Here is a 22,537-nt window from a genome sequence, read left to right as displayed (position 1 = left end):
ATCCTACCGGCGCACCCTGTGTTCGTAGACTGCACCTCGTGAACGGCGAACCCGACTTCCTGCGGACACTCCGACTCGAGGACACCGGTGCGAGCACCGGTGAGACGATCCTCACCGGCGCGAACCACTGGTCCCCCGGCGGGCGGGTGTTCGGCGGCCAGGTGCTCGCCCAGTGCATCGTCGCCGCACAGGCCACCATCGAGGGGCGCGACATCCACTCGATGCACGGGTACTTCCTGCGCCCCGGTGACATCGACGTGCCGATCACCTTCGGCGTCGAACGCATCCACAACGGCCGGTCCTTCGCGACCCGGCGGGTGCAGGCCTACCAGCGCGGCGTACCGATCTTCTCGATGATCGCGTCGTTCCAGGTGCCGGACACCGGGGTCGAGCACCAGGACCCGTACCCGGTCGACACCCCGGCGCCGGAGTCGCTGCCGTCGGCCGCGTCGATCCTGTCCGCCATCGACCACCCCGTCGCCAAGGCCTGGGCCGAGCGGTCGATCGACCTCCGGCACGTCGAGGGCCCGGTGTTCGTCGACGTGCAGGGCGAACACGTCCCGCACCAGGCGGTCTGGTTCCGCGTGCAGGGCGACCTGCCCGACGACCCAGCCCTGCACCGCGCGGTCCTCGGGTACGCCAGCGACCTGTCGATCCTCGAACCGATCATGCGGCGGCACGGTGTCGCCTGGGGCACACCCGGCGTGAAGAGCGCCAGCCTGGACCACGCGATGTGGTGGCACCGCGACGGTCGGGCCGACGAGTGGATCCTGTACACGCAGGAGTCCCCCAGCGCGCAGGGCGGCCGGGGGCTCGCGTTCGGTCGGATGTTCTCCCGCGACGGCCGTCTGCTGGCGACCGTGGCGCAGGAGGGCATGATGCGGGTGCCTACGGGCGGCTGAACTCCACCGGAGCCTCGAGGTACGGCTCGCACGCCGCACGCTCGGCCTCGGTCAGCCGCCGAGGACGGTTCGTGGCGGCGTCCACCATGACGAGCGCCGTCGTTGCCCGGGTGTAGAGCTCGGCCGGCTGCTGCCCGACCGGCGACCAGACCTCGTACGACACGTCGATGCTCGCTCCACCGAGGCGGCCGATCCACATCTGGATGTCGAGCGGCTGCCGGAGGTACGGGATCGACGCGAGGTACTCGAGACGCTGTCCGGCGATCACCGTCATCGTGCCGGAGCCCGGCCGGCCGTCGATGATCGGCTCGGGCAGGCTGCCGTCATCCGTCAGCTCGCCCGCATCCGGCCCCCAGAACCCCACGATGCGCGCCTCTTCGAGCAGGCGCAGCATCGCGGAGTTGTTGACGTGACCGTAGGCGTCGATGTCGCTCCACCGCATGCGGATGGGAGCGTGCAGTCTCGCCACGCGGGTCAGTCGCGGGTGAGCTTGCGGTACGTCGCGCGACCGGGCTTCGCGGCGTCGGCACCGAGGCGCTCGATCTTGTTCTCCTCGTACGCCTCGAAGTTGCCCTCGAACCAGTACCAGTTCGGCGTGCCGTCCTCGTTGAGACCTTCCCACGCCAGGATGTGCGTCGCGATGCGGTCGAGGAACCACCGGTCGTGGGTGATGACCACGGCGCAACCGGGGTACTCGAGCAGGGCGTTCTCGAGGCTGCCGAGGGTCTCGACGTCCAGGTCGTTCGTCGGCTCGTCGAGGAGCAGCAGGTTGCCGCCCTGCTTGAGGGTCAGCGCGAGGTTCAGACGGTTGCGCTCACCACCCGACAGGATGCCGGCCCGCTTCTGCTGGTCCGGGCCCTTGAACCCGAACTGCGAGACGTAGGCGCGGGACGGGATCTCGGTCTTGCCGACCTGGATGTAGTCGAGCCCGTCGGACACGACCTCCCACAGGTTCTTGTTCGGGTCGATGCCGCCACGGCTCTGGTCGACGTAGGAGATGTCGACCGTGTCGCCGATCTTCAGCGTGCCGCCGTCGAGGGGCTCGAGGCCGACGATCGTCTTGAACAGCGTCGTCTTGCCGACACCGTTCGGGCCGATGACGCCGACGATGCCGTTGCGGGGCAGCGTGAAGGACAGGTCGCCGATGATGACGCGCTCACCGAACTGCTTGTGCAGCTTCTCGGCGTCGATGACCTGCGAGCCCAGACGCGGGCCCACGGGGATCACGATCTCCTCGAAGTCGAGCTTGCGGGTGCGCTCGGCCTCGGTGACCATCTCTTCGTACCGGGCGAGACGGGCCTTCGACTTCGCCTGACGGCCCTTGGTGTTGCTGCGGACCCAGTCGAGCTCCGAGGACAGGCGCTTCGCGAGCTTCGCGTCCTTCTTGCCCTGCACCTCGAGGCGCGCACGCTTCTTCTCGAGGTACGTCGAGTAGTTGCCCTCGTACGGGTAGAGGCGACCACGGTCGACCTCGGCGATCCACTGGGCCACGTGGTCCAGGAAGTACCGGTCGTGGGTCACGGCGAGGACGGCACCGTGGTACTGCTGCAGGTGCTGCTCGAGCCACTGCACGCTCTCGGCGTCCAGGTGGTTGGTGGGCTCGTCGAGCAGGAGCAGGTCGGGCTTCTGGAGCAGGAGCTTGCAGAGCGCGACGCGACGCTTCTCACCGCCGGACAGGTGCGTGACGAGTTCGTCCCCCGGGGGGCACTGGAGCGCGGCCATGGCCTGCTCGAGCTGCGAGTCGAGGTCCCACGCGTCGGCGGCGTCGATCTCCTCCTGCAGCGTGCCCATCTCGGCCAGGAGCGCGTCGAAGTCGGCGTCGGGCTCGGCCATCAGCGCGGAGATCTCGTTGAAGCGCGCGAGCTTCGCGTGGATCTCGCCGACGCCTTCCTGGACGTTCTCGAGCACGGTCTTCGTCTCGTCGAGCTCCGGCTCCTGCATGAGGATGCCGACGGTGAAGCCCGGCGTGAGCTTCGCCTCACCGTTCGACGGCTGGTCGAGACCGGCCATGATCTTCAGGATCGTCGACTTGCCGGCACCGTTCGGTCCCACGACGCCGATCTTGGCGCCGGGGAGGAACGACATCGTGACGTCGTCGAGGATCAGCTTGTCGCCGACCGCCTTGCGGGCGCGGACCATCTGGTAGATGTACTCAGCCATATCGGCCCCAAGTGTAGTGACACCGCCGGTGCGTCGCGCGCCCGGGACCGGATCGCCGCTTCGCGCACCCGACCGGACGGGGGTCTGTCGGGATCCGTGGCGACGACGTAGGTTGTCCTCGCCAACCACCTCGGGGCCCGTCGCTCACCACGACGCGGACCGGCTCAGGATCACGGACGGGATGACAACCATGACCAGGCACGCCACACGACTGCGCCGACTCGCGCTCCCCTTCGTCGGAGCGATCGCGCTCACCGTCGCCCTCGTCGCTCCGGCCGCGCCGGCATCGGCCGCCGGAGCCGTCCCGAAGGGCGACCCCTACCTGCTCTACACGGCGAGCATCAGCGCCAGCGGGTCCGGCACGGGGTACTCGTCGTACATCAACGTCCACGACGCCCACAACAACGCCTACTCGTTCGGCATCCAGTCGGACAAGGGGTCCCCCGAGAGCAAGGGCAAGCCGCGCTACATCTGGGAGCGCGTGCAGAACGGCAAGTTCACCTACGGCTACCTCGGTCCGGCGACGAACAAGCTCACGCCGATCGGGATGCGCTGGTACAAGAACGACGTCGCGACGATGATCGTGAACCACAAGACGATCGGCACCCTCAAGCTCAACCTGGACGGCCGGCTGTTCTTCAACGCCGAGGCGAACGCCCGCCTGAACGGTGACGTCGTGCACTCGACCGTGCAGAACACGCGCATCACCGTCGGCGACCGCAAGGGCCAGATCGGGCTGAACGGCAAGTGGGACACGAGCTTCTCGTTCCACGGGCTGAAGGCGACGCAGACGAACAAGCCACGGATCCAGGGCGCGAGCTTCAAGATCGACGGCCGGGTCGCCGGGCTGCCGCGCGGTGGAAACTGGGACACCGCGCAGGTGTCCGGCATCGCGATGATCGCGCAGAAGTGGTGACCGTCCGGCGCGTCTGACCGGGTTCACGCGGCGACCCCCGTGAGGGGTCCGTCGTCGTCCGCTGATTCGGGGTCGAACGCGGCACCGTCCTGTTCGAGCATGCGCTCCGACGGCCCGACCGGGTCGGCGTCGTCGAGTCCGTGGTCGATCCCGGCGTCGTTCCCCTGGTCGGTCCCTGGCTCGACCCCGTCCTCGTCCTCGCGGTCGGCACCGGCACCGGCACCGGCCTCGTGCTCGGTGTCGTGCTCGTGCCTCGGGCCGTCGAGCGCCGGAGCAGCGACCAGGCCGCCGCCGTGCACCTCGCCGGTCCGAGGGTCGACGCCCCGCACCCCGCCGTGCCCGGACGACGTGTCGTTCACCTGCCGCGGCACCCGGACCCAGTTGCTGATGCCCCACGCCAGGTCGTGCCCGATGCCGTCGGCGTCGATCTCGACGGACGTGCCACCGCGACCGTCGCGCTCCCAGGTGCGGATCCGGACACGGCCGGACACGACGATGCGGTCGCCCTTCTTCAGGGACTTGAACACGTTCGACGCGAGGGAGCGGAACGCGGTGACGGTGTACCAGTTGGTCGCACCGTTGACCCAGGCGGCGCTGGCCCGGTCCCATCGGCGTGACGGTGAGGCGAGGCGCAGGCTCGTGATGGCGATGCCGGTCTCGGTGACGAGGTGACGGGGTTCCGTGGCGACGATTCCGCAGACGGTGATGATGTCGTTCATGCGTCGATCGTCATCGAGCCCGGGGCTGCCGAAGCAGCCCCGGGCTCGATCTGTGGCGTGTGGACCCGATCAGGCGACCTGTGGAGGACGAGTCCCCCGGGCCTCCTGTCCGGCCCTGGACCGCTAGTGCGCTCGGAACTCGGGCCGCGCCGCGAGCGGCCCGAGCGCGGCGTGGACCGCGCCCTTCGCGGACTCGAGCGACGGGTAGAGCCCGCCGGTGCGCCCTCGTCCGTAGAGTTCGACCTGGAAGCCGTCCGCGGCACGGTGGATGCTGCCCACCGCACCTGCCGGACCGATCGCGACCCAGGTCCCGGTGTTGTTCGTCATCGTTCGACCACCTCCTCGTGGCCCCGACGCCCGAGGATCAGGACGCCAGGATGTACTGACTGTAGGCCTTGCGGACCTTGTTCACCTTGGGCAGCGCGACTGCGAGGCAGTAGCCCTGGCCGGGGTTCTTCGCGAAGAAGTCCTGGTGGTACTCCTCCGCCGGGTAGAACGTCGTGAGCGGTTCGATCGTGGTGACGATGCCGCCGTCCCAGATCTCGGATGCGCGCGCGATCGCCTGCTCGAACAGCACGCGCTGCGCGTCGTCCGCCGGGAACATCGCCGACCGGTACTGCGTGCCGACGTCGGCGCCCTGCCGGTTCAGCTGCCGCGGGTCGTGCAGCGTGAAGAAGACGTCGAGGATCACGTCGGCCGGGATCACCGTCTCGTCGAACGTGACCGCGACGGCCTCGGCGTGACCGGTCGACCCGGTGCACACCAGCTCGTACGAGGGGTTCTCCACCCGACCGCCGATGTAGCCGGACTCCACGTCCTGCACGCCCTGGAGCGTGCGGTACACGGCGTCGAGACACCAGAAACATCCACCTGCGAGCACGAACGTGGTCATGGCCACAACCTACCTCCCGGAGTCCGGCAGCGGACCGGCTGCGGACGGCCCGCACCGGGGACATCCCCTCCACAGCGCGCTGCGTCCGTCCCACCGTCCACGATGCCTCGGCAGAGCCCCGGCGTGTCGGTGGTGGCCCGTAGCGTCGGGACCACACCGACCAGGAGGCCACGATGCAGACCACGACCGAACCCGCACTGCGGATCCGCTCCGTCCCGCTCTCCCGGTCGCGCGGCGACTACCGCATCCTCGACGTCCGCGACGACCTGAGCCGTGTGACCCGCGCCAACGGCGAGATCGTCGGGTACGTGGACCGCATCGACGTCGCCGGTGACACCGCCTACCGCGCCCGTCGCTACGTCGCCACCGAGCGTCGGTTCGTCGAACTGCCGAACGTGTGGTCCGCCGACGACGCCGTGGACTGCCTCCGCTGGTCATGATGTTCCAGATTGGAATCATCTGGGGTCGGATGTGCGGAACGCCGTTCGTCCTCCCCAGGGCCTGACCGTTTCGTGAGTATGGTGCGCGCATGGACTGGTGGAACGACCTGACCGACTGGACTGCGTCCGACGACGGGTGGCGGGTGATCTCGGGTGCCGTGATCCCCTTCGTCGCCATCGTCGTCGCCGGCGTGATCGCGGCGCTCATCGGACGGGGTGCGACCAAGCGGGTCGTCGCCCTGCAGGAGCGTGAGTCGAAGAACGCCGCCGTCGCGGCGATCATCTCCGCGGCGCGCAAGGCCGCTGCCTGGGGTTCGCTCGGGCACGACGAACGCGGGTACGCGGACCACCTGGCAGAGGACGCCGACATCCGGCTCCGGCTGCTCCCCGTGCAGGGTGCGCCCCTCGCCGCCAGCTGGGCGCAGCACGAGATCGCCGACATCAAGAAGAACTCGTCGACCTTCAGCTTCCAGGCCGACCAGTCGCTCGCCGAGTTCCGCGACCGCCTGCTCGAATGGCAGGCCCGCCCGGGCCGCGCCCGCAAGCTCTTCAAGGCCGACCTTGAGCGCTGGAAGTTCGAGTCCCCCGACCCCGATGCCGACCTGATCAAGCGCCAGCAGGACTGGAACGCCGACCAGAACGGCACCGCCCGGCCGCAGAGCCCGACCCCGGCGGCTCCCGCGCCGGCGGCTCCCGTCGAGCGCCCCACGCCGACGACGACGTCCCTGCGTCCGGCGCAGCGAGCAGCAGGAGCTCCCACCTCCGCACCGTCGACCCCGGCCAACGCCGGGTCGACCCCCGGCGGTGCAGCCCCCGCAGCGCCCGCTGCCTCCGCCGCCTCCACTCCCGCAGCTCCCGCGGCAGGACCCGGGTTCTCGGTGAAGCGCGGTGGGTCGGACGCCAACGCCACCCGCTCCTACGGCGAGAACACCACCCGCGTCTACGGCGACGACACCGCGCCCCCGGTACGCCCGGCACTCGGCACCCCCACGTCACCCGCACGCTCGACCCCGACCCGCGGGACCGACGACACCGAGGTCGTGGACGACGACGCCGTCACCCAGGCGTTCGGCGACTCCGACCGGGTGACCCCGGCCCGCAGCACCGACCGTCCCGCGTCGTCCGCCGTGGTGACGCCGACGCCGACCTCGGCCGACGCGCACGTCAACCGGACCCCCGCCAACGACGTGCCGACGACCCAGGCGTCACCGGCTGCTCCGTCGTCCCCGGCTGCCCCGGCGTCCGCCCCGGCCCCGAAGGTCGAGACCCCGGGCACGACGAACACGACGTCCATCCCGACCCGCATCACCCAGGCCCCGGCGGAACCGACCGACGCGAACGAGACGTCCGAGGCGCCGTACACGCAGCCGATCAGTGCCGCCGAACTCCGCCGCCGCGCAGCGGACGACGACGAGTAACGGGCCAGGACACCCAGCACCCGCTCGAACGAGCAACGGGCCGCCATCCGATCGGATGGCGGCCCGTTCGCGTCGTGCCCCCGGCAGGAATCGAACCCGCGGCACGGTGGGTAGAAACCACCTGCTCTATCCACTGAGCTACGGAGGCGAGCGACGTCGATTCTAACCGGGACCCGCCGGTCGAGCGGTTCCGGAACGGTTCGGCCCGCGTCTGCTCGCAGTTCGCCTCCGGGACACCCGCACTTCGTACCGTCCGGGAGATGCACTCCTCTCCCACCGTCCTCGCCGTCGTCCCCGCGCGCGCCGGCTCGAAGGGCATCCCGGGCAAGAACCTGCGGACGGTCGCCGGCCGGTCGCTCGTCCGCCGGGCCGTGGAGTCGGCGCGGAGCGCGGCACTGATCGACGCCGTGATCGTCACGACCGACGGCGACGCCATCGCGGCGGAGGCACGAGCAGCCGGCGCCGACGTGGTCCGACGGCCGGCCGACCTCGCGGGCGACGAGGCGTCGTCGGAGTCCGCGCTGCTCCACGTGCTCGACGAACTCGAGGCCGCGGGCACCGGACTGCCCGAGGTCCTGGTGTTCCTGCAGGCGACCTCGCCGTTCATCGACCCGGATGACCTCGACACGGCGATCCGGCGCGTCTCGGAGGGGCACGCCGACGTCGTGTTCGCCGCAGCGCCGTCGCACGCGTTCCTGTGGCGCGTCGCCGCGGACGGTTCAGCCGTCGCCGTGAACCACGACGCCGCCACCCGTCCGCGTCGCCAGGACCGCGCGGCCGAGTACCGCGAGACCGGCGCCTCGTACGTCATGCGGACCGATGGCTTCCGGCAGCACCGGCACCGCTTCCACGGCCGCGTCGAACTCATCGCCGTCGACACCGCCGGCGCGATCGACATCGACGACGAGACGGACCTGATCGCGGCCGAAGCCGCGGCCGACGCCACGGCCGAAGCCAGGTCCGAAGTCGCGGCCGACATCACGGCCGACGCCACGGCCGGTGCCGTCGCTCCCCAGACCCAGGACCACGACCCATCCCCGACGCGGGCAGCCCCCGCACTGAACGGAGCACCATGACCGTCACCATCGGCACGTCCACGATCGGCGCTGGCCACCCCGCGTACCTCATCGGCGAGATCGGCCTCAACCACAACGGGGACGTCGACATCGCCAAGCAGCTCATCGACGTCGCAGCCGACGCCGGGCTGCAGGCCGTGAAGTTCCAGAAGCGCACCCCGGCCATCGCCACCCCGGAGCACATGAAGAACACGCCCCGCAGCACCCCGTGGGGCGAGATGACCTACCTCGAGTACCGCTACCGCGTCGAGTTCGACCGCGACCAGTACATCGAGATCGGCGACCACGCGACCCTCCGTGGTCTCGACTGGTTCGCCTCACCGTGGGACGAGCCATCCGTGGACTTCCTCGAGGACCTCAACGTCGTCGCGTACAAGATCGCCTCGGCATCGGTGACCGACCTCGGGATGCTCGCCGCCGTCGCCGCGACCGGCAAGCCCGTCATCCTGTCGACGGGCATGTCGACCCTCGAGCAGATCGACGCCGCCGTCGACGCCCTCGGCACCGACCGCCTCGTGCTCATGCACGCCACGTCGACGTACCCGCTCCCCGCCGAGGAGGCGAACCTCCGCATGATCGACACCCTCGCCCACCGCTACTCGGGCGTGCCGGTCGGGTACTCCGGCCACGAACCGGGCCTGCAGATCTCGATCGCCGCCGTGGCCCTCGGCGCGACCGCGGTCGAACGCCACATCACGCTCGACCGCACCATGTGGGGCTCGGACCACGCGGCCTCGCTCGAGCCGCACGGCCTGAAGACCCTGGCGCGGGACATCCGCATCATCGAGACGGCACTCGGCGACGGCGTCAAGAGGATCTTCCCCGGCGAGCAGGCACCGCTCGCGAAGCTGCGCCGCGTCGGCGCGTGAGCGGATGCAGTCCCCATCCAACCGCCGGCGAGCAGGCACCGCTCGCGAAGCTGCGCCGCGTCGGCGCGTGACCGGAGGTCGCGCGGGTGGAGCGCTGCACGTGAGCGGCCCGGTCGACGGGACCCACGCCCTGGACGCGCCGGCTGACGGGGGTGCGCCGAGCAGCGGACGGGAGGCGCGCCTCCCGTCCGACGCGTCACCACGCGTCCGACGCGTGGTCGGCCTGGTCGACACCGATTCGTTCGCGAAGTGGGGCGCGCACCTGCTGGCGACGGCCCCGGCCGACTGGGACCTGGAGCTGCGCACCGTGGCGACCCCGCGGTCTGCGAGTCCGGAACAGCTGCGGTCGGCGTTCCGCGGACTGGACCGGCGGCTCGCCCACCTGCGCCACGATCCCCCGGCACCGAAGGACGTCGACGCCGTCGTCGAGGAGCTCCGCGTCGACCCGCCGGACGCCGTCCTCGTGTCGTTGATCGGCCCCGTCGCCGAACTCGTCATCGACGAGGTGCACCGGCGGATCCCGGACCGGCCGGTGCTGGTGTCGGGACTGCCGGGGATCTCGTTCCCGGCGAAGTGGAAGGGCATCTTCTTCCGCGCCCGAGCCGACCTGTTCGTGCTGCACAGCCACCGTGAGGTCCGGGCGTACGACGAGATGGCGCGCGAGGGCGGGGTGCAGCCGCACTTCGCGCTCGCCACGCTGCCCTTCGCGCGGAGCGCGACCGCCGGCGCGAGCGCGAGCGCGACCGCGACCGCCAGAACCGGCGCGACCGCGACCGCCAGCGAGAGCGCGTCCGTCCGTGACTCCGTCGTCTTCGCCGCCCAGCCGAGTGTCCCGCTGGAGCGCGCCGACCGCGCCCTCGTGGTGCAGTGGCTCGTCGCCACCGCACGGCAGCACCCGGAGTGGCGCGTCGTGATCAAGACCCGCGCGGCCGCCGGCGAACACCAGACGCACCGCGAGGAACACCCCTACCCCGACCTCGTGCCGGCAGACGCCCCGGCGAACCTGGTGGTCGAGAGCGGGCCGATGGCCGAGCACCTCGACCGTGCGGTGGCCCTCGTGACGATCAGCTCGACAGCGGTGCTCGAAGCGGCCGCCCGCGGTGTGCCCGCACTGACGCTCACGGACTTCGGCATCGGACGGCACCTGATCAACGAGGTGTTCGTGTCGAGCGGCCTCGAGGGCGACTCGGTCGACCTGGTGGACGGCCGGTTCGGCACGGTCCGACCGAGCTGGATGCGGGACAACTACTTCCACCCGGCCTCGGAGAACGACTGGCAGCAGCGGCTGACCGAGCTCATGGCACGGCGGGACGCCGGGACGCTCGTCGACCGCGAACCCGCACGCCGCAGCCGGGGCGGAGTGCTGCGCCGGGCCTGGGAGCGGAAGAACGCCCTCGGCGGCGCAGACCGCTCGGCGCTCGGCTGGCTCGCACTCGCGATCGGGGCCCCGATCCGCACGGTAAAGCGGCTGGCGCGGAAGGCGATGGCGCTGGTCGACCCGCCGGAGCCGGTCGTGGTGGCGGCGCCGACGTCGCAGCGCGCGGCGGGCTCGGTCGGCGCGGCGAGCGCCGGCAGCGCGACGAGCGCCGGCAGCGCGACGAGCGGTCGTTCAGAGGGCCTTGGCGATCGCCAGCAGCAGTTGGTCTCGGGTGGGGACCCCGGGTGAACGGAAGACCTCGGCTCCGTCCTCCCGCCGCACGATGATCGTGGGCGTGGAACGGATGCCGAGGTCCTCCGCGTCGTCGGGGTACGACGCCACGTCACGTTCGGTCACGGCGAGCCCGGGGACGAGTGCCGACGCCTCGGCCGACACCCGGCGGGCGGCGGCGCACGGCGCACAGAAGGCGGACGTCCAGAGGTCGAGCTGCATGTGACCCTGCAACACGGCGGCGTGGGGTTCTACTCCCGGTCGAACTCGCCGCTGCGGTCGCCGCGGTCGGCCAGGTCGTCCACCGGGTCGGACTCACCCGGCTCGTAGGTGAACTCGACGGAGATCTGGTCGAGGACCTGCCGCGACTTGGTCGCGCGGTAGGTGAAGGCCGTCTGCAGGCCCTCGACGTCGGCGAACACCGTGACCTCGTCGTCCAGCGCGTCGCTCGTCGCGGTGCGGGTGTCGGTCGTGCCGTCGAAGGGGCCGCCGTGGAAGATCGCGGTGTACTCGTCGCCTTCGTGGATGGTGATGTCGCTCATGCGTCCCTTCTACCAGGCGGTGCCGGACGCGGTCTGTTGCGCATTGCATAGCACAGCTATATAGTTCAGCTATGGAAACAACGCGTGCGCAGACGATCGAGACGCTCCTCGTCTCCGTCAACCGCCTGATCCGCAGCGCCGTGCAGTCGACGGGCAACACCACGTCGGCAGCGGTCTGGCGCACGCTCGGCATCCTCGAGTCCGACGAGCCGCTCCGACTGGGTGAGCTCGCGGTCGCCTCGCGCGTGGCGCAGCCCACGATGACCCGGCTCGTCACCGGCATGCTCGCCGACGGCCTGGTCTCGCGCAGCGTCGACCCCGACGACTCCCGCGGGCAGCTCATCGAGATCACCGACGCGGGCCGCGCACGACTCACCGCCTGGCGCGCCACGCTCACCGACACGGTCGGCCCGCTGTTCGCCGACCTCACCGACGACGACTGGGACGTCCTGCACCACGCGGCCGTCCTGATCGCACAGCGCACGAACACCACCACCCCCGCGACGTCGTCCACCGGGACGGCACCGACCAGAACGGAGACCACCGCGTGAACGCCCACGCACCTGCCGGCCAGTCCGGCTCCATCCTCAAGCAGTCGTCGGCGGTCTGGGCGATCGCGTTCGCCTGCGTCGTCGCCTTCATGGGCATCGGTCTCGTCGACCCGATCCTCCCCGCGATCGCTGCGTCGCTCAAGGCGACCCCGGCGCAGACCGAACTGCTGTTCACGAGCTACCTGGCGGTCACCGGCGTCGCGATGTTCCTCACCAGCTGGGTCTCGAGCCGCATCGGCGCGAAGCGCACCCTGCTCGTCGGTCTGGCTCTCATCGTCGTGTTCTCGGTCCTCGCCGCCACGTCGAACAGCGTGTGGAGCATCATCGACTTCCGCGCCGGCTGGGGCCTCGGCAACGCGCTCTTCATCTCCACCGCGCTGGCCACCATCGTCGGTGCGGCATCGGGTGGCACCGCCTCGGCGATCATCCTCTACGAGGCAGCACTCGGTCTCGGCATCGCCGTCGGTCCGCTCGTCGGCGGCCTGCTCGGATCGGTCAGCTGGCGCGGTCCGTTCTTCGGCGTCACCACCCTGATGGCCGTCGCGTTCATCGCCATCGTCGCCTTGCTGAAGACCGGCAGCCTCGAGAAGCCCACCCCGACGAAGCTCTCGGCACCGTTCCGCGCCCTCGGCCGTCCCGCGCTCGCCGCACTCGCCGCGACCGCGCTGTTCTACAACATCGGCTTCTTCGTCCTGCTCGCCTACACGCCCTTCCCGCTCGGCTTCGGCGCGCTCGGCATCGGCTTCACGTTCTTCGGGTGGGGGCTCGGTCTCGCGATCACGTCCGTCTGGGTCGCCCCGATGCTCACCGCCCGTCTCCGCCGGACGACCGTGCTGAAGATCGCGTTGCCCCTGCTGGCACTCGACCTGTTCGCCGCGGCCGTCGTCGTGGACTCGCAGGTCGGCCTCATCATCTGCGTCATCGTCGGCGGACTCGTCCTCGGTGTCCTGAACACGGTGCTCACCGAGTGCGTCATGGAGGCCACGGACCTGCCCCGCTCGGTCGCCTCGAGCGCGTACTCGGCCGTCCGCTTCATCGGCGGAGCCATCGCCCCGCCGGTCGCGACCCTGCTCGCCGACGAGTTCGCTCCCTCGGCCGCGTACGTGTTCGCCGGAGCGTCGGTCGCCGTCGCGTTCGTCGTCGTCCTCTGCACCACGAAGGTCCTGCGCCGCGTGGACGACGGTGCCGAGCCGGAGCGCGTCGAGGCCGAGGCCATCGGCGCCGGAGAGATGTCCTAGCCCCGAGCCTCACCCCCGGCGGTCCCGATCCCGCTTCCAGTCCCGGTCCCGCTCCCGCGTCCGCTTCCGGTCCCGCTTCTCCGCGAACGGGCGAAACACCCGGGTGCCGCGCCACGCGACCGCGCCATTTCGCCCGCTCGCGGTGCGCAGCGGCCGTCCCGCTTGCCCGCCCTGCCGAGCGGGCGAAACACCCGCGTGCCACCCGACGCGACCGCGGCATTTCGCCCACTCGCGGTGGGCGCACTGGTCGCGACCATCCTGGAGGCCCGGCGCCCGCCCGGCGGACCGGCTCCGGGCCTCCAGGCAGTCACCGCAACCGCCCCGCGAACCCTCGGCGCGTCCGGTGTGCGTCCGCGCGCCACGCGCTCGTCGAGCGGGCGAAACACCCGGGTCGCCGCTCCACGCAAGCCTGGCATTTCGCCCGCTCGCGGTGGGCGCACTGGTCGCGACCAGCCTGGAGGCCCGGCGCCCGCCCGGCGGACCGGCGCCGGGCCTCCAGGCCGTCACCACCACCGCCCCGCGCGCCTCCGCGTCGAGCGGCCTGCTGAGCGGGCGAAACACCCGGGTCGCCCCGCCACACGACCGCGGCATTTCGCCCGCTCGCGCGCTCGACGGACGCCGCTGCGCCGCTGCGCACGGGGCGCACGCGGGCCGGGAATAGGATCGTGCACATGGCAACCGCGAATGACCGCCTCGTCTGGATCGACTGCGAGATGACCGGCCTCGACCTCGAGGTCGACGAACTCGTCGAGGTGGCCGTGGTCATCACCGACTTCGACCTCGAGCCCGTGCACCCCGGCTTCGACATCGTGATCAAGCCCGACCAGTCCGCGCTCGACAACATGAACGAGTTCGTGACGAACATGCACGTCACGTCGGGCCTCATCGAGGAGATCCCGAACGGCGTCAGCCTGGCGGACGCCGAGTACCAGGTGCTCGAGTACATCCTCGAGCACGTCCCGGCGGAGGGCACCGCTCCCCTGGCCGGCAACACCATCGGCACCGATCGGGCGTTCCTGTCCAAGTACATGCCCCGCGTCGACGGCCACCTGCACTACCGGAGCGTCGACGTCTCGAGCATCAAGGAGCTCTGCCGCCGCTGGTTCCCGCGCGTGTACTTCAACTCGCCGGAGAAGCACGGCGGGCACCGCGCGCTCGCGGACATCCTCGAGTCGATCCGCGAGCTCGAGTACTACCGCCGCGCCGGCTTCGTCGCCGAACCCGGCCCGACCACCGAGGACGTCCGCGCCGTCCAGGCCGAGGTCGTCGAGAAGTGGGAACCGCGCCTGGCGCAGCCCGCAGCCGAGTGACGACACGGGTGGTCGGCACCACCCGCAGCATGTACTACTATTGAGTGGTCGCGCCGGTCCGCCGGTGTGTGCATGGTGGATATAGCTCAGTTGGTAGAGCGCCTGGTTGTGGTCTAGGAGGTCGCGGGTTCGAGACCCGTTATTCACCCCAGTATTCAAGAACAGACGAAGGCCCCGGTCCATTGGATCGGGGCCTTCGTCGTACCGCGAGTGGTCAGCGCGGTGTGGGACGATCCCTGCGTGATGGAGATGTCCGCCGACGACTTCGAGCAGCTCGTGACCGACGAACTCGACCTGCTCCCCGACGAGATGGTCGACGGCCTCGACAACGTGGTGTTCGTGGTCGAGGACGAACCGGAGGACGGCGAAGAGCTGTTCGGCGTGTACGACGGCATCGCGGCCACCGAGCGCGGGCAGTACGGCTTCGGCGAGCTGCCCGACCGGATCGTGGTGTTCCGGAAGCAGCACCTGGCCGAGTGCGACACCCTCGAAGACCTCAAGGACGAAGTGCACACCACGCTCGTCCACGAGATCGGGCACTTCTACGGCATCGACGACGAGCGCCTGCACGAACTCGGCTGGGCGTAGCGGGCGCCGCCCCTCAGAACCGCGTCGGCCCCACCTCGTGGTACTTCTCCCACGCACCCACCGGCCCCCGCCCGTGCAGCGCGTACTCGCCCACGAGCCGCTCCTTGTAGACCGCCGGGTTGTGCGACGCCACGACGCGGGCGTTCCGCCAGTGCCGGTCCAGCGCCCGGGTGCGGTCGGCCGCCGAGGCTCCGCCGACCTCGAACAGCTCGGACGCCGACCGCAGCACCCGCGGCCCGATCTCGACCTGTGCCTGGTACACGGCGTTCTCGGCCGCGTCGAGCAGCACGCGGTCCACGCCGACCCCGGGTTCGTTCGTCGCCACCACGGTGTCGAGCAGTCCCGCCGCGGCGGCGACCAGTGACCGGGCGGTGAACGCCCCGCTCGACAGCCGACCGAGGACCGCCAGGACCTGCGGGTCCTCCCCCGGCGTGGCCGCGTTCGCGTGGATGTACGTGCGGGTCCGTGGTCGGACGAACGCCACGGCGTCGTCGGACACCGCCTGACCGATCCCCGCGAGGACCGCCAGCAGGTACAGCTGGTAGAAGGCCTGGATGTGCGAGAGCGGGGCGTCCCGGTACGCCGACACCACAGCGGGGTCGACCGACACCCCGTCGAACACGGTGGTGCCGGACGCGGTCAGCCGCTGCCCGAAGCCGTCCCAGTCGTCGATGCTCGTCACGCCGAGTGCGGTGGCGTCGACGGCGAACGTCACGCGTTCCCCGTCGCGGTCCGCCGCCAGGTAGATCCAGTCCGCGTAGAGCGTGCCGGTCGAGTAGAACTTCCGACCGTCGAGGCGGAGGGAGTCACCGGCCGGCGTCACCGTCGTCGAGATGTCGGCCAGGGTCGTCCCGGTCCGCTCCGAGGTCGCGTTCCCGATGATCGCTCCGTCGACGATCCGGTCGAGCCACTCGTCGCGCGATTCGGAGTTCGGCCGGAGCAGCACGAGCTCGGTGTACCCGAAGTGTCCCCGCCACAGGTGCGCGATGTTCGAGTCCGCCGCCGCCAGGTCCGCCACCAGGTGCGCGAGTTCGACCAGGGTCGCGCCGAACCCGCCGCGGTCCTCCGGCACGCGCAACCGTCCGAACCCCGCGTCGGCCAGCGCGCGGACCTCGGCGTGCGGCAACGGCCGGTCGCCGGGAGCACCGGAGGCGAGCTCGCGCTCGACCGCGCCCTCGCGGATGGTCGCGAACACCGGTGCGAAGCGCGCCCGCAGCGTGGCCAGGCGGTCGGCCGGGAGGCCCGGCGTGCGCCCGTCGGTCGTCGTCGCGTCCGTCATGCGGGCACCTCCACCGCACGGGGTGCGTCGTCCCGGTGGGCCGCGGTCGCGCCGCTCGCGCCACCGGAGAACGCGCCGCGCCACTGCCGGGCGGGGTGCGAGTCCGGCAGCTGCGCGTGCCCGAAGAGCTTCTCGCGCAGGGTGCCCGCGCGGTACTCGGACTGCATCAGGCCACGCTCCTGCAGGGTCGGGGCGATGTGGTCGACGAACTCCTCGTACGAACCGGGCAGCGTCCAGTTGATGACGTTCACCCCGTCGACGCCGACCCGCTGCCAGTCGGCGAGCTCGTCGGCGATCTGCTCCGGCGTGCCGACGACCCGGGCGCGGAGCTTCGCGGACAGGCGTGCGAGGTCGGCGATCGTGGGTTCGCGGTCGCCGGCGGCCTCACGGAGCCACTGCAGGTGCGACTGCCCGGCGTGGGTGCGGACCTCGGACAGCGGGGTGTCCGGATCGAGGGCTTCGCCGGTGTCCGGGTCGAAGCCGAGGTTCGAGTGCACCAGGAAGCCGTCGGCCGTCAGGTACTCGTCGATCTCCGCTTCCTTGGCCTTCGCCTCGGCTTCGGTCGAGCCGGTGACGAATGTCAGGCCGAGGAAGAACGCGATGTCGTCCCGCCGGCGCCCGGCTGCCTGGGCGAGGTCACGGGTCTCGCGGATGAGCTGCTCGGTGGCGTCGCGGTTCGAGGTCAGGATGAACTGGGCCTCGGCGTTCCGTGCCGCGAAGGCCCGACCTGCGGGCGAGGAGCCGGCCTGGAAGAGCACCGGCGTGCGCTGCGGGCTGGGCGCGCTGAGGTGCGGGCCCTGCACGTCGTAGCGGGTGCCGTGGTGGTCGATGCGGTGCACCTTGTCGGGGTCGGCGTAGCCGCGGACCGGGTCCTTCAGCACGGCGCCGTCCTCCCACGAGCCCTCCCAGAGCTTCGCGCAGACCTCCAGGTACTCCTCGGCCCAGACGTAGCGCTCGTCGTGCTCCTCGAGCCGGTCGGCGCCGAAGTTGCGGGCGGCGCTGTCGAGCGCACTCGTGACGACGTTCCAGCCGATGCGGCCCCGCGTGATGTGGTCGAGCGTGGAGACCTTGCGGGCGAAGTCGAACGGGTGCGCCTGGATGACGCTCGACGTGAACGCCAGGCCGAGGTGCTCGGTCGACACGGCGAGCGCGGAGAGCAGCACCGAGGGGTCGTTCGAGGGGATCTGCAGTCCCTCGCGCAGGTTGGTCGAGTAGTCGCCGCGGCCGGGACCGTAGGTACCGACGACGTCGGCGAAGAACACGGCGTCGAACTTGCCGCGCTCGAGGGTCTTGGCCAGGTCGGTCCAGAGCGTCACGTCGTCGAAGTCGGCCTGGCGGGCGTCCGGGTGCCGCCACAGGCCGTGCTGGATGTGCGACGTCGTGTTCATGACGAAGGCCGCGAAGCGCAGCGGACGGTTCGGTGCATCGCTCATGCGTCCCATCGTGGTCGGCGGGCACCGCCCGACGACAGCGACGTGACCTTCCGTTACGCGCGGTGTTCCCCGCGGCCCTGGAGGCGACCATGCTCCTGAGGCATGCCGACCCCGAGTACCGTCACCGCGCCTCCCGGCCGTCCCGCCGCACCGTCGACCACCGCGACCCGCCGTCGCGTCGCCCTGGCCTCGTTCGTCGGCACGACGGTCGAGTACTACGACTTCTACCTGTACGCGACGGCATCCGCCCTGGTGTTCGCGCCGACGTTCTTCCCGTCGGTGACGCCCGCCGTCGGCGTGATCGCGTCGTTCGCGACCTACGGGGTCGGCTTCGTCGCGCGGCCGCTCGGCGGGGTGATCGCCGGACACCTGGGTGACCGCATCGGACGCAAGAAGCTGCTCGTCGCGTCCCTGGTGCTGATGGGCATCGCGTCGACGCTGATCGGTGTCGTGCCGTCGGCAGCGACCATCGGTGTCGGTGCCGTCGTCGCGCTGGTGTTCCTGCGGCTGCTGCAGGGCGTCGCGGCCGGCGCGGAGTGGGGCGGGTCGGCGCTCCTGTCCGTCGAGCACGCGCCCGAGCGGCACCGCGGGCTGTTCGGGGCGTTCACGCAGATGGGGTCGGCGGGCGGGATGCTGCTCGCGACCGGCGTGTTCACCCTGGTGCGCTCGCTGCTCGGCAACGAGGCGTTCCTCGCCTGGGGGTGGCGGCTGCCGTTCCTGTTCTCCGCGGTGATCGTGGCGGTCGGCCTGGTGATCCGGCTCGGCGTGCAGGACGCTCCGGTGTTCCAGGAGCTGCGGGCCTCCGGCGCGGTCGAGCGGTTCCCGGTCTGGCAGGCGATCCGGCACCACCCGCGCGCGATCCTGGTGACGGCCGGACTGCGCCTGGTGCAGCCCGCGCTGTACTCGATCCTGACGACGTACTCGCTGACCTACCTCGCGGCCGTGCGGGGACCGTCCGGCTCCGATGCGGGGTTGCAGGCCGTGCTCGTGATCTCGGCGGTGTCGCTCGTGTCGACGCCGTTCTGGGGCTGGCTCTCCGACCGGGTGGGTCGCCGCGTGCTCACGATCTGGTCGGCAGTGGGCATCGCGGTGCTCATCTGGCCGTTCTTCGCGTTCCTCGACGCCGGGCCGCTCGTGCTGCTGCCGCTCGTGGCGCTCATCGGGATGTGCGTGTTCCACGACAGCATCTACGGGCCGCAGGCAGCCTGGTTCGCGGAGCAGTTCCCGACCGGGCGGCGGTACTCGGGGATGTCGCTCGGGTACCAGATCGGGTCGATCTTCTCGGTGGGACTGACGCCGCTGCTGGCCGCGGTGTTCGTGGAGCTCGGTGGGGGCTCGCCGTGGATCCTGTGCGGGTACCTCGGGGTGTACGCGGTGCTGACCATCGTGGCGGCGGTGTTCGCGGTGGACCCCGCTGCGCGTGCGGGCGCGGGCGCGGGCGGCGGCGGCGCGGGCGGCGGCGGCGGCGCGGGCGGCAGCGGCGCGGGCGGCAGCGCTACGTCCGCAGCACCACGTCGGCCAGGGACGCCGGGTCCTCGGCGACGATGAAGTCCTGCTCCTGCGCCGCCCACCGGTCCCACTCGCGCGCGAACGTGTCGCCGTCGCGGCCGATCGCCCGGTCCCAGCGGACTGCGTCGTCGGCCTCGAGCCACACCGCCAGCGAGGCGAGCGCCACCGACGCCCGGGACACCGCCCCACAGCCCTCGATCACGATCGGCAGGTCGGGGTCGACGGCGGTCCACTCCGCAGGACCGTCGGTCGCCCAGTCCCACCGGCGGTAGCCGCTGGGTGCGCCGAGCACGTCACGGACCACGGCGTCGGCCGCCGCGCGGAGTCCGTCCCACCCCGGGTAGACGTCGTCGAGGTGCACGACCTGCGCTCCCAGCAGCCGGGCGAGCTGGTCGCCGAGGGTCGTCTTGCCGGTGCCGGAGCGGCCGTCGACGAGCACCACGAGGCGCCCTCCCGACGCTGCCGCGGCGCCGGCAGCGGCTGCGGCGACACCCGCGGCGAGACCGTCGCCACCCGCCGCCTCCGTCGCATCAGACACGCCAGGTCCCCGCTGCCACCGCGACCGTGATCGACACCACGCCGATCCCGACGAGCACCGCGACCATCGCCCACTCCGGCCCCGCGAACCGCGCGACCCGCGCCCACGTCCGTCGTCCGGGAGCCCCGAACCCACGCGACTCCATCGCCACCGCCAACCTCGTCGCCCGTCGCAGTGCCAGGACCAGCAGCGCGAACGCCATCGATACCCCACGTCGCAGCCGACCGGTGTCGGCCAGCCCCCGAGCGCGCCGCGCCATCGCGAGCTGCCGCCAGTCGTCCACGAGCAGCGTCATCATCCGGATGGCCGCGAGCGCTCCGAGCACGAACCGCGCGGGCAGTCGCAGCACCTGCGCGAGCCCGTCGGCCAGGTCGGTCGGGTCGACACGCACGAACAACGCGACCGCGGGCAGCCCCACCGCGAGCACGCGCAGTGCCGTCGCCAGCGCGAGCGTCAGCGACCCGTCGGTGACGTGGGCGAAGCCGAAGTCGAACCACTCCCGCCCGGAGGGTCGTCCGTACAGCGCGATGCTCACCGCCGTGAGCGGCACGGCCACCAGGACCGGGGACACCCGCAGCAGCAGGGTCCGCACCGGCAGCCGCAGGAGCGGCAGCAGGGCGAGCTCGAGGGCGAGTGCGACGGCTGCGGACACGACGTCCAGGCTCAGTACGAGGCACACGCCGAGTGCGAGGACGCCGACGAGTGAGGCGACCGGTTGGACGGCGCGGACGCCGCGGTGGTGGTCGGGCGCGGGGGCGGTCGCGGTCGCGCGGGTCGGGTCGGGCGCGGGCGCGGTCGCGTGCGGCGGGTCGGTCGCGGTCGTTGCGTCTCTTCGGTCTGGAGGCGCGGTTCGGCCCGTCGTCGTCGGCCCCGTCTCCGGGGTGGTTGCCGTCGCACCCCCCTGGTCGCGTTCCACGTGCCCTTGGTCGCCCTCCACGCGCCGGGCTCCGTCCGCCGCGAGCACGACCTCGTCGGCGTCGAGTGCACGGATCAGGTCGCGGTCGTGCGTGACGGCGACGATGGTGGTGGTGCCGGCGTCGGCGAGCACTCCGAGGTGCCGGACGACGGCGTCCCACGTGGCGCGGTCCTGCCCGGAGGTCGGTTCGTCGAGCACGACGACGGGCGGCCGTGCGGCGACCACCGCGGCGATGGCGAGCCGTCGCTGCTCGCCGCCGGACAGCGTGAAGGGGTTGGCGTCGGCGAGGTGGGCGAGGCCGAACTCGCCGAGGACCGCGTCCGCCCGGTCCGCGGCGTCCGGTGTGCCGAGCGCTCTGGGGCCGGCCTCGACCTCCTCGCGGACGGAGCGGGCGACGAACTGGTGCTCGGGGTCCTGGAAGACGGTGCCGATGCGGGCGGACAGCTCGCGGCTCGACCAGGTGTGCGGTGCGGGGTCGAGGCCGGCGGCGAGTTCCGTCGTTGCCGAGAGCTCCCCCGCCGCCGGAGGCAGGAGCCCCGCGAGCGTGAGGCCGAGTGTCGACTTGCCGATGCCGTTCGGTCCCGTGACCGCCACGACCTGACCGGCTCGGAGCTCGAGGTCGATCCCGCTGCCCACCCGCTGCCGCTTGCCGCGGGCGGTCCCGAGGTCCCGGGCCTCGAGCAGCGCCGCGCCCGCCCCCGCCCCGGCGCCCTCCCCCGCGCCGAGCGGGCGAAATGCCGCGGTGCCCTCGGCGGCCGACCGGGGCATTTCGCCCGCTCGCGCAGCGGCACGAAGCCGCCCGCGGGCCGCACCACGTCCGGGCTCGGCGCCGGGCACCCACACCCCGGCCGCGGTGAGCGCGGCGCCGTGCCGTGCGAGGACCTCGGCCGGGGCGCCGTCCGCGACGACTCCGCCGCCGGGTGCGAGCAGCACGAGCCGGTCGACCAGATCGAGCCAGGTGCCGATCCGGTGCTCCACCACGAGCAGGGTCGCCCCGGTCTCGTCGAGCAGCGCCCGGACGGCGTCGTGCACCTGGAGCACGCCGGCCGGGTCGAGGTTCGCGCAGGGTTCGTCGAGCACGAGGGCTCCCGGACGCATCGCGAGTACCCCGGCGAGCGCCAGCCGTTGCCGCTGGCCGCCGGACAGCATCGCGGTGGAACGGTCGAGGGGCAGGTCGAGCCCGACGACCTCGAGGGCCGACCGCACCCGCGCCCAGGTCTCGTCGCGCGGGACGCCGAGGTTCTCACAGCCGAACGCCACGTCGTCACCGATCCGCGACATCACGGTGTGCGCCTCGGGGTCCTGCATGACGAGGCCGACACGCCCGCGGACCGCGCGGGGGTCGGCACCGTCGACCAGGACCGAGCCGTGCGCGGAGGCAGCCGTGTCGTCGGTGGCGTCGGGTTCGTCGGGCAGGACCGCGGCGACCGCTCGGAGCAGCGTCGACTTGCCGGAGCCGGACGGTCCGACGATCGCGACCCGCTCCCCCGGCTCGACGCTCAGGTCGACGCCGCGGACGGCCCACTCGGCGCGTTCGGGGTAGCGCCATCCCCAGTCGCGGAACGCGATGCGTGCGGCGCGCACGCCGACGGC

General features: G+C 71.7%; 23 protein-coding genes and 2 tRNA genes. 13 read left to right on the top strand and 12 right to left on the bottom strand.

Annotated elements, in window-relative coordinates; all coding sequences use genetic code 11:
• The first annotated feature begins 38 nt into the window (after nucleotides 1-38).
• Nucleotides 39-902: an acyl-CoA thioesterase gene (locus ACVKXF_RS11305; protein WP_456795765.1), complete on the top strand. Its 864-nt coding sequence runs from the start codon at nucleotides 39-41 to the stop codon at nucleotides 900-902.
• Here the strand turns inward: ACVKXF_RS11305 and ACVKXF_RS11300 are convergent.
• Nucleotides 889-1,344, bottom strand: a complete 456-nt coding sequence (locus ACVKXF_RS11300) for an acyl-CoA thioesterase (protein WP_222660160.1) — start codon at nucleotides 1,342-1,344, stop codon at nucleotides 889-891. The two genes, ACVKXF_RS11305 and ACVKXF_RS11300, sit on opposite strands and share 14 nt — an antisense overlap.
• A gap of 32 nt (nucleotides 1,345-1,376) precedes the next feature.
• A complete protein-coding gene (ettA, locus tag ACVKXF_RS11295; protein ID WP_111086790.1) occupies nucleotides 1,377-3,062 on the bottom strand; it encodes an energy-dependent translational throttle protein EttA in 1,686 nt (561 codons plus the stop codon).
• A 190-nt stretch (nucleotides 3,063-3,252) separates the two neighbouring features.
• Here ettA and ACVKXF_RS11290 point away from each other — a divergent pair, with 190 nt between their 5' ends.
• Nucleotides 3,253-3,978, top strand: a complete 726-nt coding sequence (locus tag ACVKXF_RS11290; RefSeq protein WP_456795764.1) for a hypothetical protein — start codon at nucleotides 3,253-3,255, stop codon at nucleotides 3,976-3,978.
• A 23-nt stretch (nucleotides 3,979-4,001) separates the two neighbouring features.
• Here the strand turns inward: ACVKXF_RS11290 and ACVKXF_RS11285 are convergent, their stop codons facing one another.
• The 3 genes from ACVKXF_RS11285 to msrA all read right to left on the bottom strand — a co-directional run bounded on the left by ACVKXF_RS11285 (nucleotide 4,002) and on the right by msrA (nucleotide 5,589).
• Nucleotides 4,002-4,697 carry a single-stranded DNA-binding protein gene (locus ACVKXF_RS11285; RefSeq protein WP_456795763.1) on the bottom strand — a complete coding sequence of 232 codons (696 nt, stop codon included), beginning with the start codon at nucleotides 4,695-4,697 and terminating at the stop codon, nucleotides 4,002-4,004.
• A 123-nt stretch (nucleotides 4,698-4,820) separates the two neighbouring features.
• Nucleotides 4,821-5,024 carry a methyltransferase gene (locus ACVKXF_RS11280; protein WP_111086793.1) on the bottom strand — a complete coding sequence of 68 codons (204 nt, stop codon included), beginning with the start codon at nucleotides 5,022-5,024 and terminating at the stop codon, nucleotides 4,821-4,823.
• Between the two features lie 37 nt (nucleotides 5,025-5,061).
• Nucleotides 5,062-5,589, bottom strand: coding sequence for a peptide-methionine (S)-S-oxide reductase MsrA (gene msrA, locus ACVKXF_RS11275; protein ID WP_222660156.1), 528 nt, complete (start codon nucleotides 5,587-5,589; stop codon nucleotides 5,062-5,064).
• Between the two features lie 173 nt (nucleotides 5,590-5,762).
• Here msrA and ACVKXF_RS11270 point away from each other — a divergent pair, with 173 nt between their 5' ends.
• Together ACVKXF_RS11270 and ACVKXF_RS11265 are read left to right on the top strand one after the other, a co-directional pair.
• On the top strand, nucleotides 5,763-6,029 hold the full coding sequence (locus ACVKXF_RS11270; RefSeq protein WP_222660154.1) for a hypothetical protein: 267 nt from the start codon (nucleotides 5,763-5,765) through the stop codon (nucleotides 6,027-6,029).
• Between the two features lie 89 nt (nucleotides 6,030-6,118).
• Nucleotides 6,119-7,447, top strand: coding sequence for a hypothetical protein (locus ACVKXF_RS11265; protein ID WP_456795761.1), 1,329 nt, complete (start codon nucleotides 6,119-6,121; stop codon nucleotides 7,445-7,447).
• Nucleotides 7,448-7,522: 75 nt separating this feature from the next.
• Here the strand turns inward: ACVKXF_RS11265 and ACVKXF_RS11260 are convergent.
• Nucleotides 7,523-7,595 (bottom strand) — tRNA-Arg (locus ACVKXF_RS11260).
• 112 nt (nucleotides 7,596-7,707) lie between these two features.
• Between ACVKXF_RS11260 and ACVKXF_RS11255 the strand changes: the two genes are divergently transcribed.
• From ACVKXF_RS11255 to ACVKXF_RS11245, 3 genes are all read left to right on the top strand, one after another.
• Nucleotides 7,708-8,523, top strand: a complete 816-nt coding sequence (locus ACVKXF_RS11255) for an acylneuraminate cytidylyltransferase family protein (protein WP_456795759.1) — start codon at nucleotides 7,708-7,710, stop codon at nucleotides 8,521-8,523.
• Nucleotides 8,520-9,392 (top strand): N-acetylneuraminate synthase family protein, encoded by an 873-nt coding sequence (locus tag ACVKXF_RS11250; protein WP_123313424.1) that lies wholly within the window; start codon nucleotides 8,520-8,522, stop codon nucleotides 9,390-9,392. The genes ACVKXF_RS11255 and ACVKXF_RS11250 overlap by 4 nt, the downstream gene beginning before the upstream one ends.
• Nucleotides 9,393-9,492: 100 nt before the next feature.
• Nucleotides 9,493-11,058, top strand: a complete 1,566-nt coding sequence (locus ACVKXF_RS11245; protein ID WP_456795758.1) for a DUF6716 putative glycosyltransferase — start codon at nucleotides 9,493-9,495, stop codon at nucleotides 11,056-11,058.
• Here ACVKXF_RS11245 and ACVKXF_RS11240 read toward each other — a convergent pair.
• Together ACVKXF_RS11240 and ACVKXF_RS11235 are read right to left on the bottom strand one after the other, a co-directional pair.
• The gene (locus tag ACVKXF_RS11240) at nucleotides 11,002-11,262 is read right to left on the bottom strand and encodes a thioredoxin family protein (RefSeq protein ID WP_123313641.1); all 261 of its coding nucleotides are present in this window, start codon (nucleotides 11,260-11,262) and stop codon (nucleotides 11,002-11,004) included. The genes ACVKXF_RS11245 and ACVKXF_RS11240 overlap by 57 nt on opposite strands.
• Nucleotides 11,263-11,291: 29 nt before the next feature.
• Nucleotides 11,292-11,582 (bottom strand): oligoribonuclease, encoded by a 291-nt coding sequence (locus ACVKXF_RS11235; protein ID WP_123313422.1) that lies wholly within the window; start codon nucleotides 11,580-11,582, stop codon nucleotides 11,292-11,294.
• Between the two features lie 71 nt (nucleotides 11,583-11,653).
• On the opposite strand from ACVKXF_RS11235, the gene ACVKXF_RS11230 reads away from it, so the two are divergent.
• The 5 genes from ACVKXF_RS11230 to ACVKXF_RS11210 all read left to right on the top strand — a co-directional run bounded on the left by ACVKXF_RS11230 (nucleotide 11,654) and on the right by ACVKXF_RS11210 (nucleotide 15,269).
• Nucleotides 11,654-12,133, top strand: coding sequence for a MarR family winged helix-turn-helix transcriptional regulator (locus ACVKXF_RS11230; protein WP_123313421.1), 480 nt, complete (start codon nucleotides 11,654-11,656; stop codon nucleotides 12,131-12,133).
• Nucleotides 12,130-13,371 carry an MFS transporter gene (locus ACVKXF_RS11225; protein WP_456795757.1) on the top strand — a complete coding sequence of 414 codons (1,242 nt, stop codon included), beginning with the start codon at nucleotides 12,130-12,132 and terminating at the stop codon, nucleotides 13,369-13,371. The genes ACVKXF_RS11230 and ACVKXF_RS11225 overlap by 4 nt, the downstream gene beginning before the upstream one ends.
• A gap of 671 nt (nucleotides 13,372-14,042) precedes the next feature.
• Nucleotides 14,043-14,681, top strand: a complete 639-nt coding sequence (gene orn / locus ACVKXF_RS11220) for an oligoribonuclease (RefSeq protein ID WP_123313419.1) — start codon at nucleotides 14,043-14,045, stop codon at nucleotides 14,679-14,681.
• A 75-nt stretch (nucleotides 14,682-14,756) separates the two neighbouring features.
• Nucleotides 14,757-14,832: transfer RNA gene (locus ACVKXF_RS11215), tRNA-His, on the top strand.
• Nucleotides 14,833-14,924: 92 nt separating this feature from the next.
• Nucleotides 14,925-15,269: a metallopeptidase family protein gene (locus ACVKXF_RS11210; protein WP_456795886.1), complete on the top strand. Its 345-nt coding sequence runs from the start codon at nucleotides 14,925-14,927 to the stop codon at nucleotides 15,267-15,269.
• Between the two features lie 13 nt (nucleotides 15,270-15,282).
• Here ACVKXF_RS11210 and ACVKXF_RS11205 read toward each other — a convergent pair whose 3' ends face one another.
• Together ACVKXF_RS11205 and ACVKXF_RS11200 are read right to left on the bottom strand one after the other, a co-directional pair.
• Nucleotides 15,283-16,548: an acyl-CoA dehydrogenase family protein gene (locus tag ACVKXF_RS11205; protein ID WP_456795755.1), complete on the bottom strand. Its 1,266-nt coding sequence runs from the start codon at nucleotides 16,546-16,548 to the stop codon at nucleotides 15,283-15,285.
• Nucleotides 16,545-17,981: an LLM class flavin-dependent oxidoreductase gene (locus tag ACVKXF_RS11200; protein WP_456795754.1), complete on the bottom strand. Its 1,437-nt coding sequence runs from the start codon at nucleotides 17,979-17,981 to the stop codon at nucleotides 16,545-16,547. The genes ACVKXF_RS11205 and ACVKXF_RS11200 overlap by 4 nt, the downstream gene beginning before the upstream one ends.
• Before the next feature lie 102 nt (nucleotides 17,982-18,083).
• On the opposite strand from ACVKXF_RS11200, the gene ACVKXF_RS11195 reads away from it, so the two are divergent.
• A complete protein-coding gene (locus ACVKXF_RS11195) occupies nucleotides 18,084-19,529 on the top strand; it encodes an MFS transporter (RefSeq protein WP_456795752.1) in 1,446 nt (481 codons plus the stop codon).
• Here the strand turns inward: ACVKXF_RS11195 and ACVKXF_RS11190 are convergent.
• Together ACVKXF_RS11190 and ACVKXF_RS11185 are read right to left on the bottom strand one after the other, a co-directional pair.
• The gene (locus ACVKXF_RS11190) at nucleotides 19,477-20,028 is read right to left on the bottom strand and encodes a nucleoside/nucleotide kinase family protein (RefSeq protein ID WP_456795750.1); all 552 of its coding nucleotides are present in this window, start codon (nucleotides 20,026-20,028) and stop codon (nucleotides 19,477-19,479) included. The two genes, ACVKXF_RS11195 and ACVKXF_RS11190, sit on opposite strands and share 53 nt — an antisense overlap.
• Nucleotides 20,021-22,528 carry an ATP-binding cassette domain-containing protein gene (locus tag ACVKXF_RS11185; protein WP_456795748.1) on the bottom strand — a complete coding sequence of 836 codons (2,508 nt, stop codon included), beginning with the start codon at nucleotides 22,526-22,528 and terminating at the stop codon, nucleotides 20,021-20,023. The genes ACVKXF_RS11190 and ACVKXF_RS11185 overlap by 8 nt, the downstream gene beginning before the upstream one ends.
• Nucleotides 22,529-22,537: the final 9 nt, after the last annotated feature.

It is taken from the genome of Curtobacterium sp. PvP017 (genome assembly GCF_054060195.1).
The sequence above is the reverse complement of the archived record's forward strand: the minus strand, read 5'-3'. Positions and strand labels throughout refer to the sequence as shown.

Excerpts from the sequence above, each read along its gene's own strand:
- ACVKXF_RS11300 (WP_222660160.1), bottom strand. The coding sequence starts at position 1,344 with ATGCGGTGGAGCGACATCGACGCCTACGGTCACGTCAACAACTCCGCG.
- ACVKXF_RS11255 (WP_456795759.1), top strand. The coding sequence starts at position 7,708 with ATGCACTCCTCTCCCACCGTCCTCGCCGTCGTCCCCGCGCGCGCCGGC.
- ACVKXF_RS11230 (WP_123313421.1), top strand. The coding sequence starts at position 11,654 with ATGGAAACAACGCGTGCGCAGACGATCGAGACGCTCCTCGTCTCCGTC.
- ACVKXF_RS11240 (WP_123313641.1), bottom strand. The coding sequence starts at position 11,262 with ATGCAGCTCGACCTCTGGACGTCCGCCTTCTGTGCGCCGTGCGCCGCC.
- ACVKXF_RS11200 (WP_456795754.1), bottom strand. The coding sequence starts at position 17,981 with ATGAGCGATGCACCGAACCGTCCGCTGCGCTTCGCGGCCTTCGTCATG.
- ACVKXF_RS11210 (WP_456795886.1), top strand. The coding sequence starts at position 14,925 with ATGGAGATGTCCGCCGACGACTTCGAGCAGCTCGTGACCGACGAACTC.
- ACVKXF_RS11280 (WP_111086793.1), bottom strand. The coding sequence starts at position 5,024 with ATGACGAACAACACCGGGACCTGGGTCGCGATCGGTCCGGCAGGTGCG.
- ACVKXF_RS11270 (WP_222660154.1), top strand. The coding sequence starts at position 5,763 with ATGCAGACCACGACCGAACCCGCACTGCGGATCCGCTCCGTCCCGCTC.
- ACVKXF_RS11285 (WP_456795763.1), bottom strand. The coding sequence starts at position 4,697 with ATGAACGACATCATCACCGTCTGCGGAATCGTCGCCACGGAACCCCGT.
- ettA (WP_111086790.1), bottom strand. The coding sequence starts at position 3,062 with ATGGCTGAGTACATCTACCAGATGGTCCGCGCCCGCAAGGCGGTCGGC.
- ACVKXF_RS11250 (WP_123313424.1), top strand. The coding sequence starts at position 8,520 with ATGACCGTCACCATCGGCACGTCCACGATCGGCGCTGGCCACCCCGCG.
- ACVKXF_RS11235 (WP_123313422.1), bottom strand. The coding sequence starts at position 11,582 with ATGAGCGACATCACCATCCACGAAGGCGACGAGTACACCGCGATCTTC.
- msrA (WP_222660156.1), bottom strand. The coding sequence starts at position 5,589 with ATGACCACGTTCGTGCTCGCAGGTGGATGTTTCTGGTGTCTCGACGCC.
- ACVKXF_RS11290 (WP_456795764.1), top strand. The coding sequence starts at position 3,253 with ATGACCAGGCACGCCACACGACTGCGCCGACTCGCGCTCCCCTTCGTC.
- orn (WP_123313419.1), top strand. The coding sequence starts at position 14,043 with ATGGCAACCGCGAATGACCGCCTCGTCTGGATCGACTGCGAGATGACC.
- ACVKXF_RS11205 (WP_456795755.1), bottom strand. The coding sequence starts at position 16,548 with ATGACGGACGCGACGACGACCGACGGGCGCACGCCGGGCCTCCCGGCC.
- ACVKXF_RS11195 (WP_456795752.1), top strand. The coding sequence starts at position 18,084 with ATGCCGACCCCGAGTACCGTCACCGCGCCTCCCGGCCGTCCCGCCGCA.
- ACVKXF_RS11265 (WP_456795761.1), top strand. The coding sequence starts at position 6,119 with ATGGACTGGTGGAACGACCTGACCGACTGGACTGCGTCCGACGACGGG.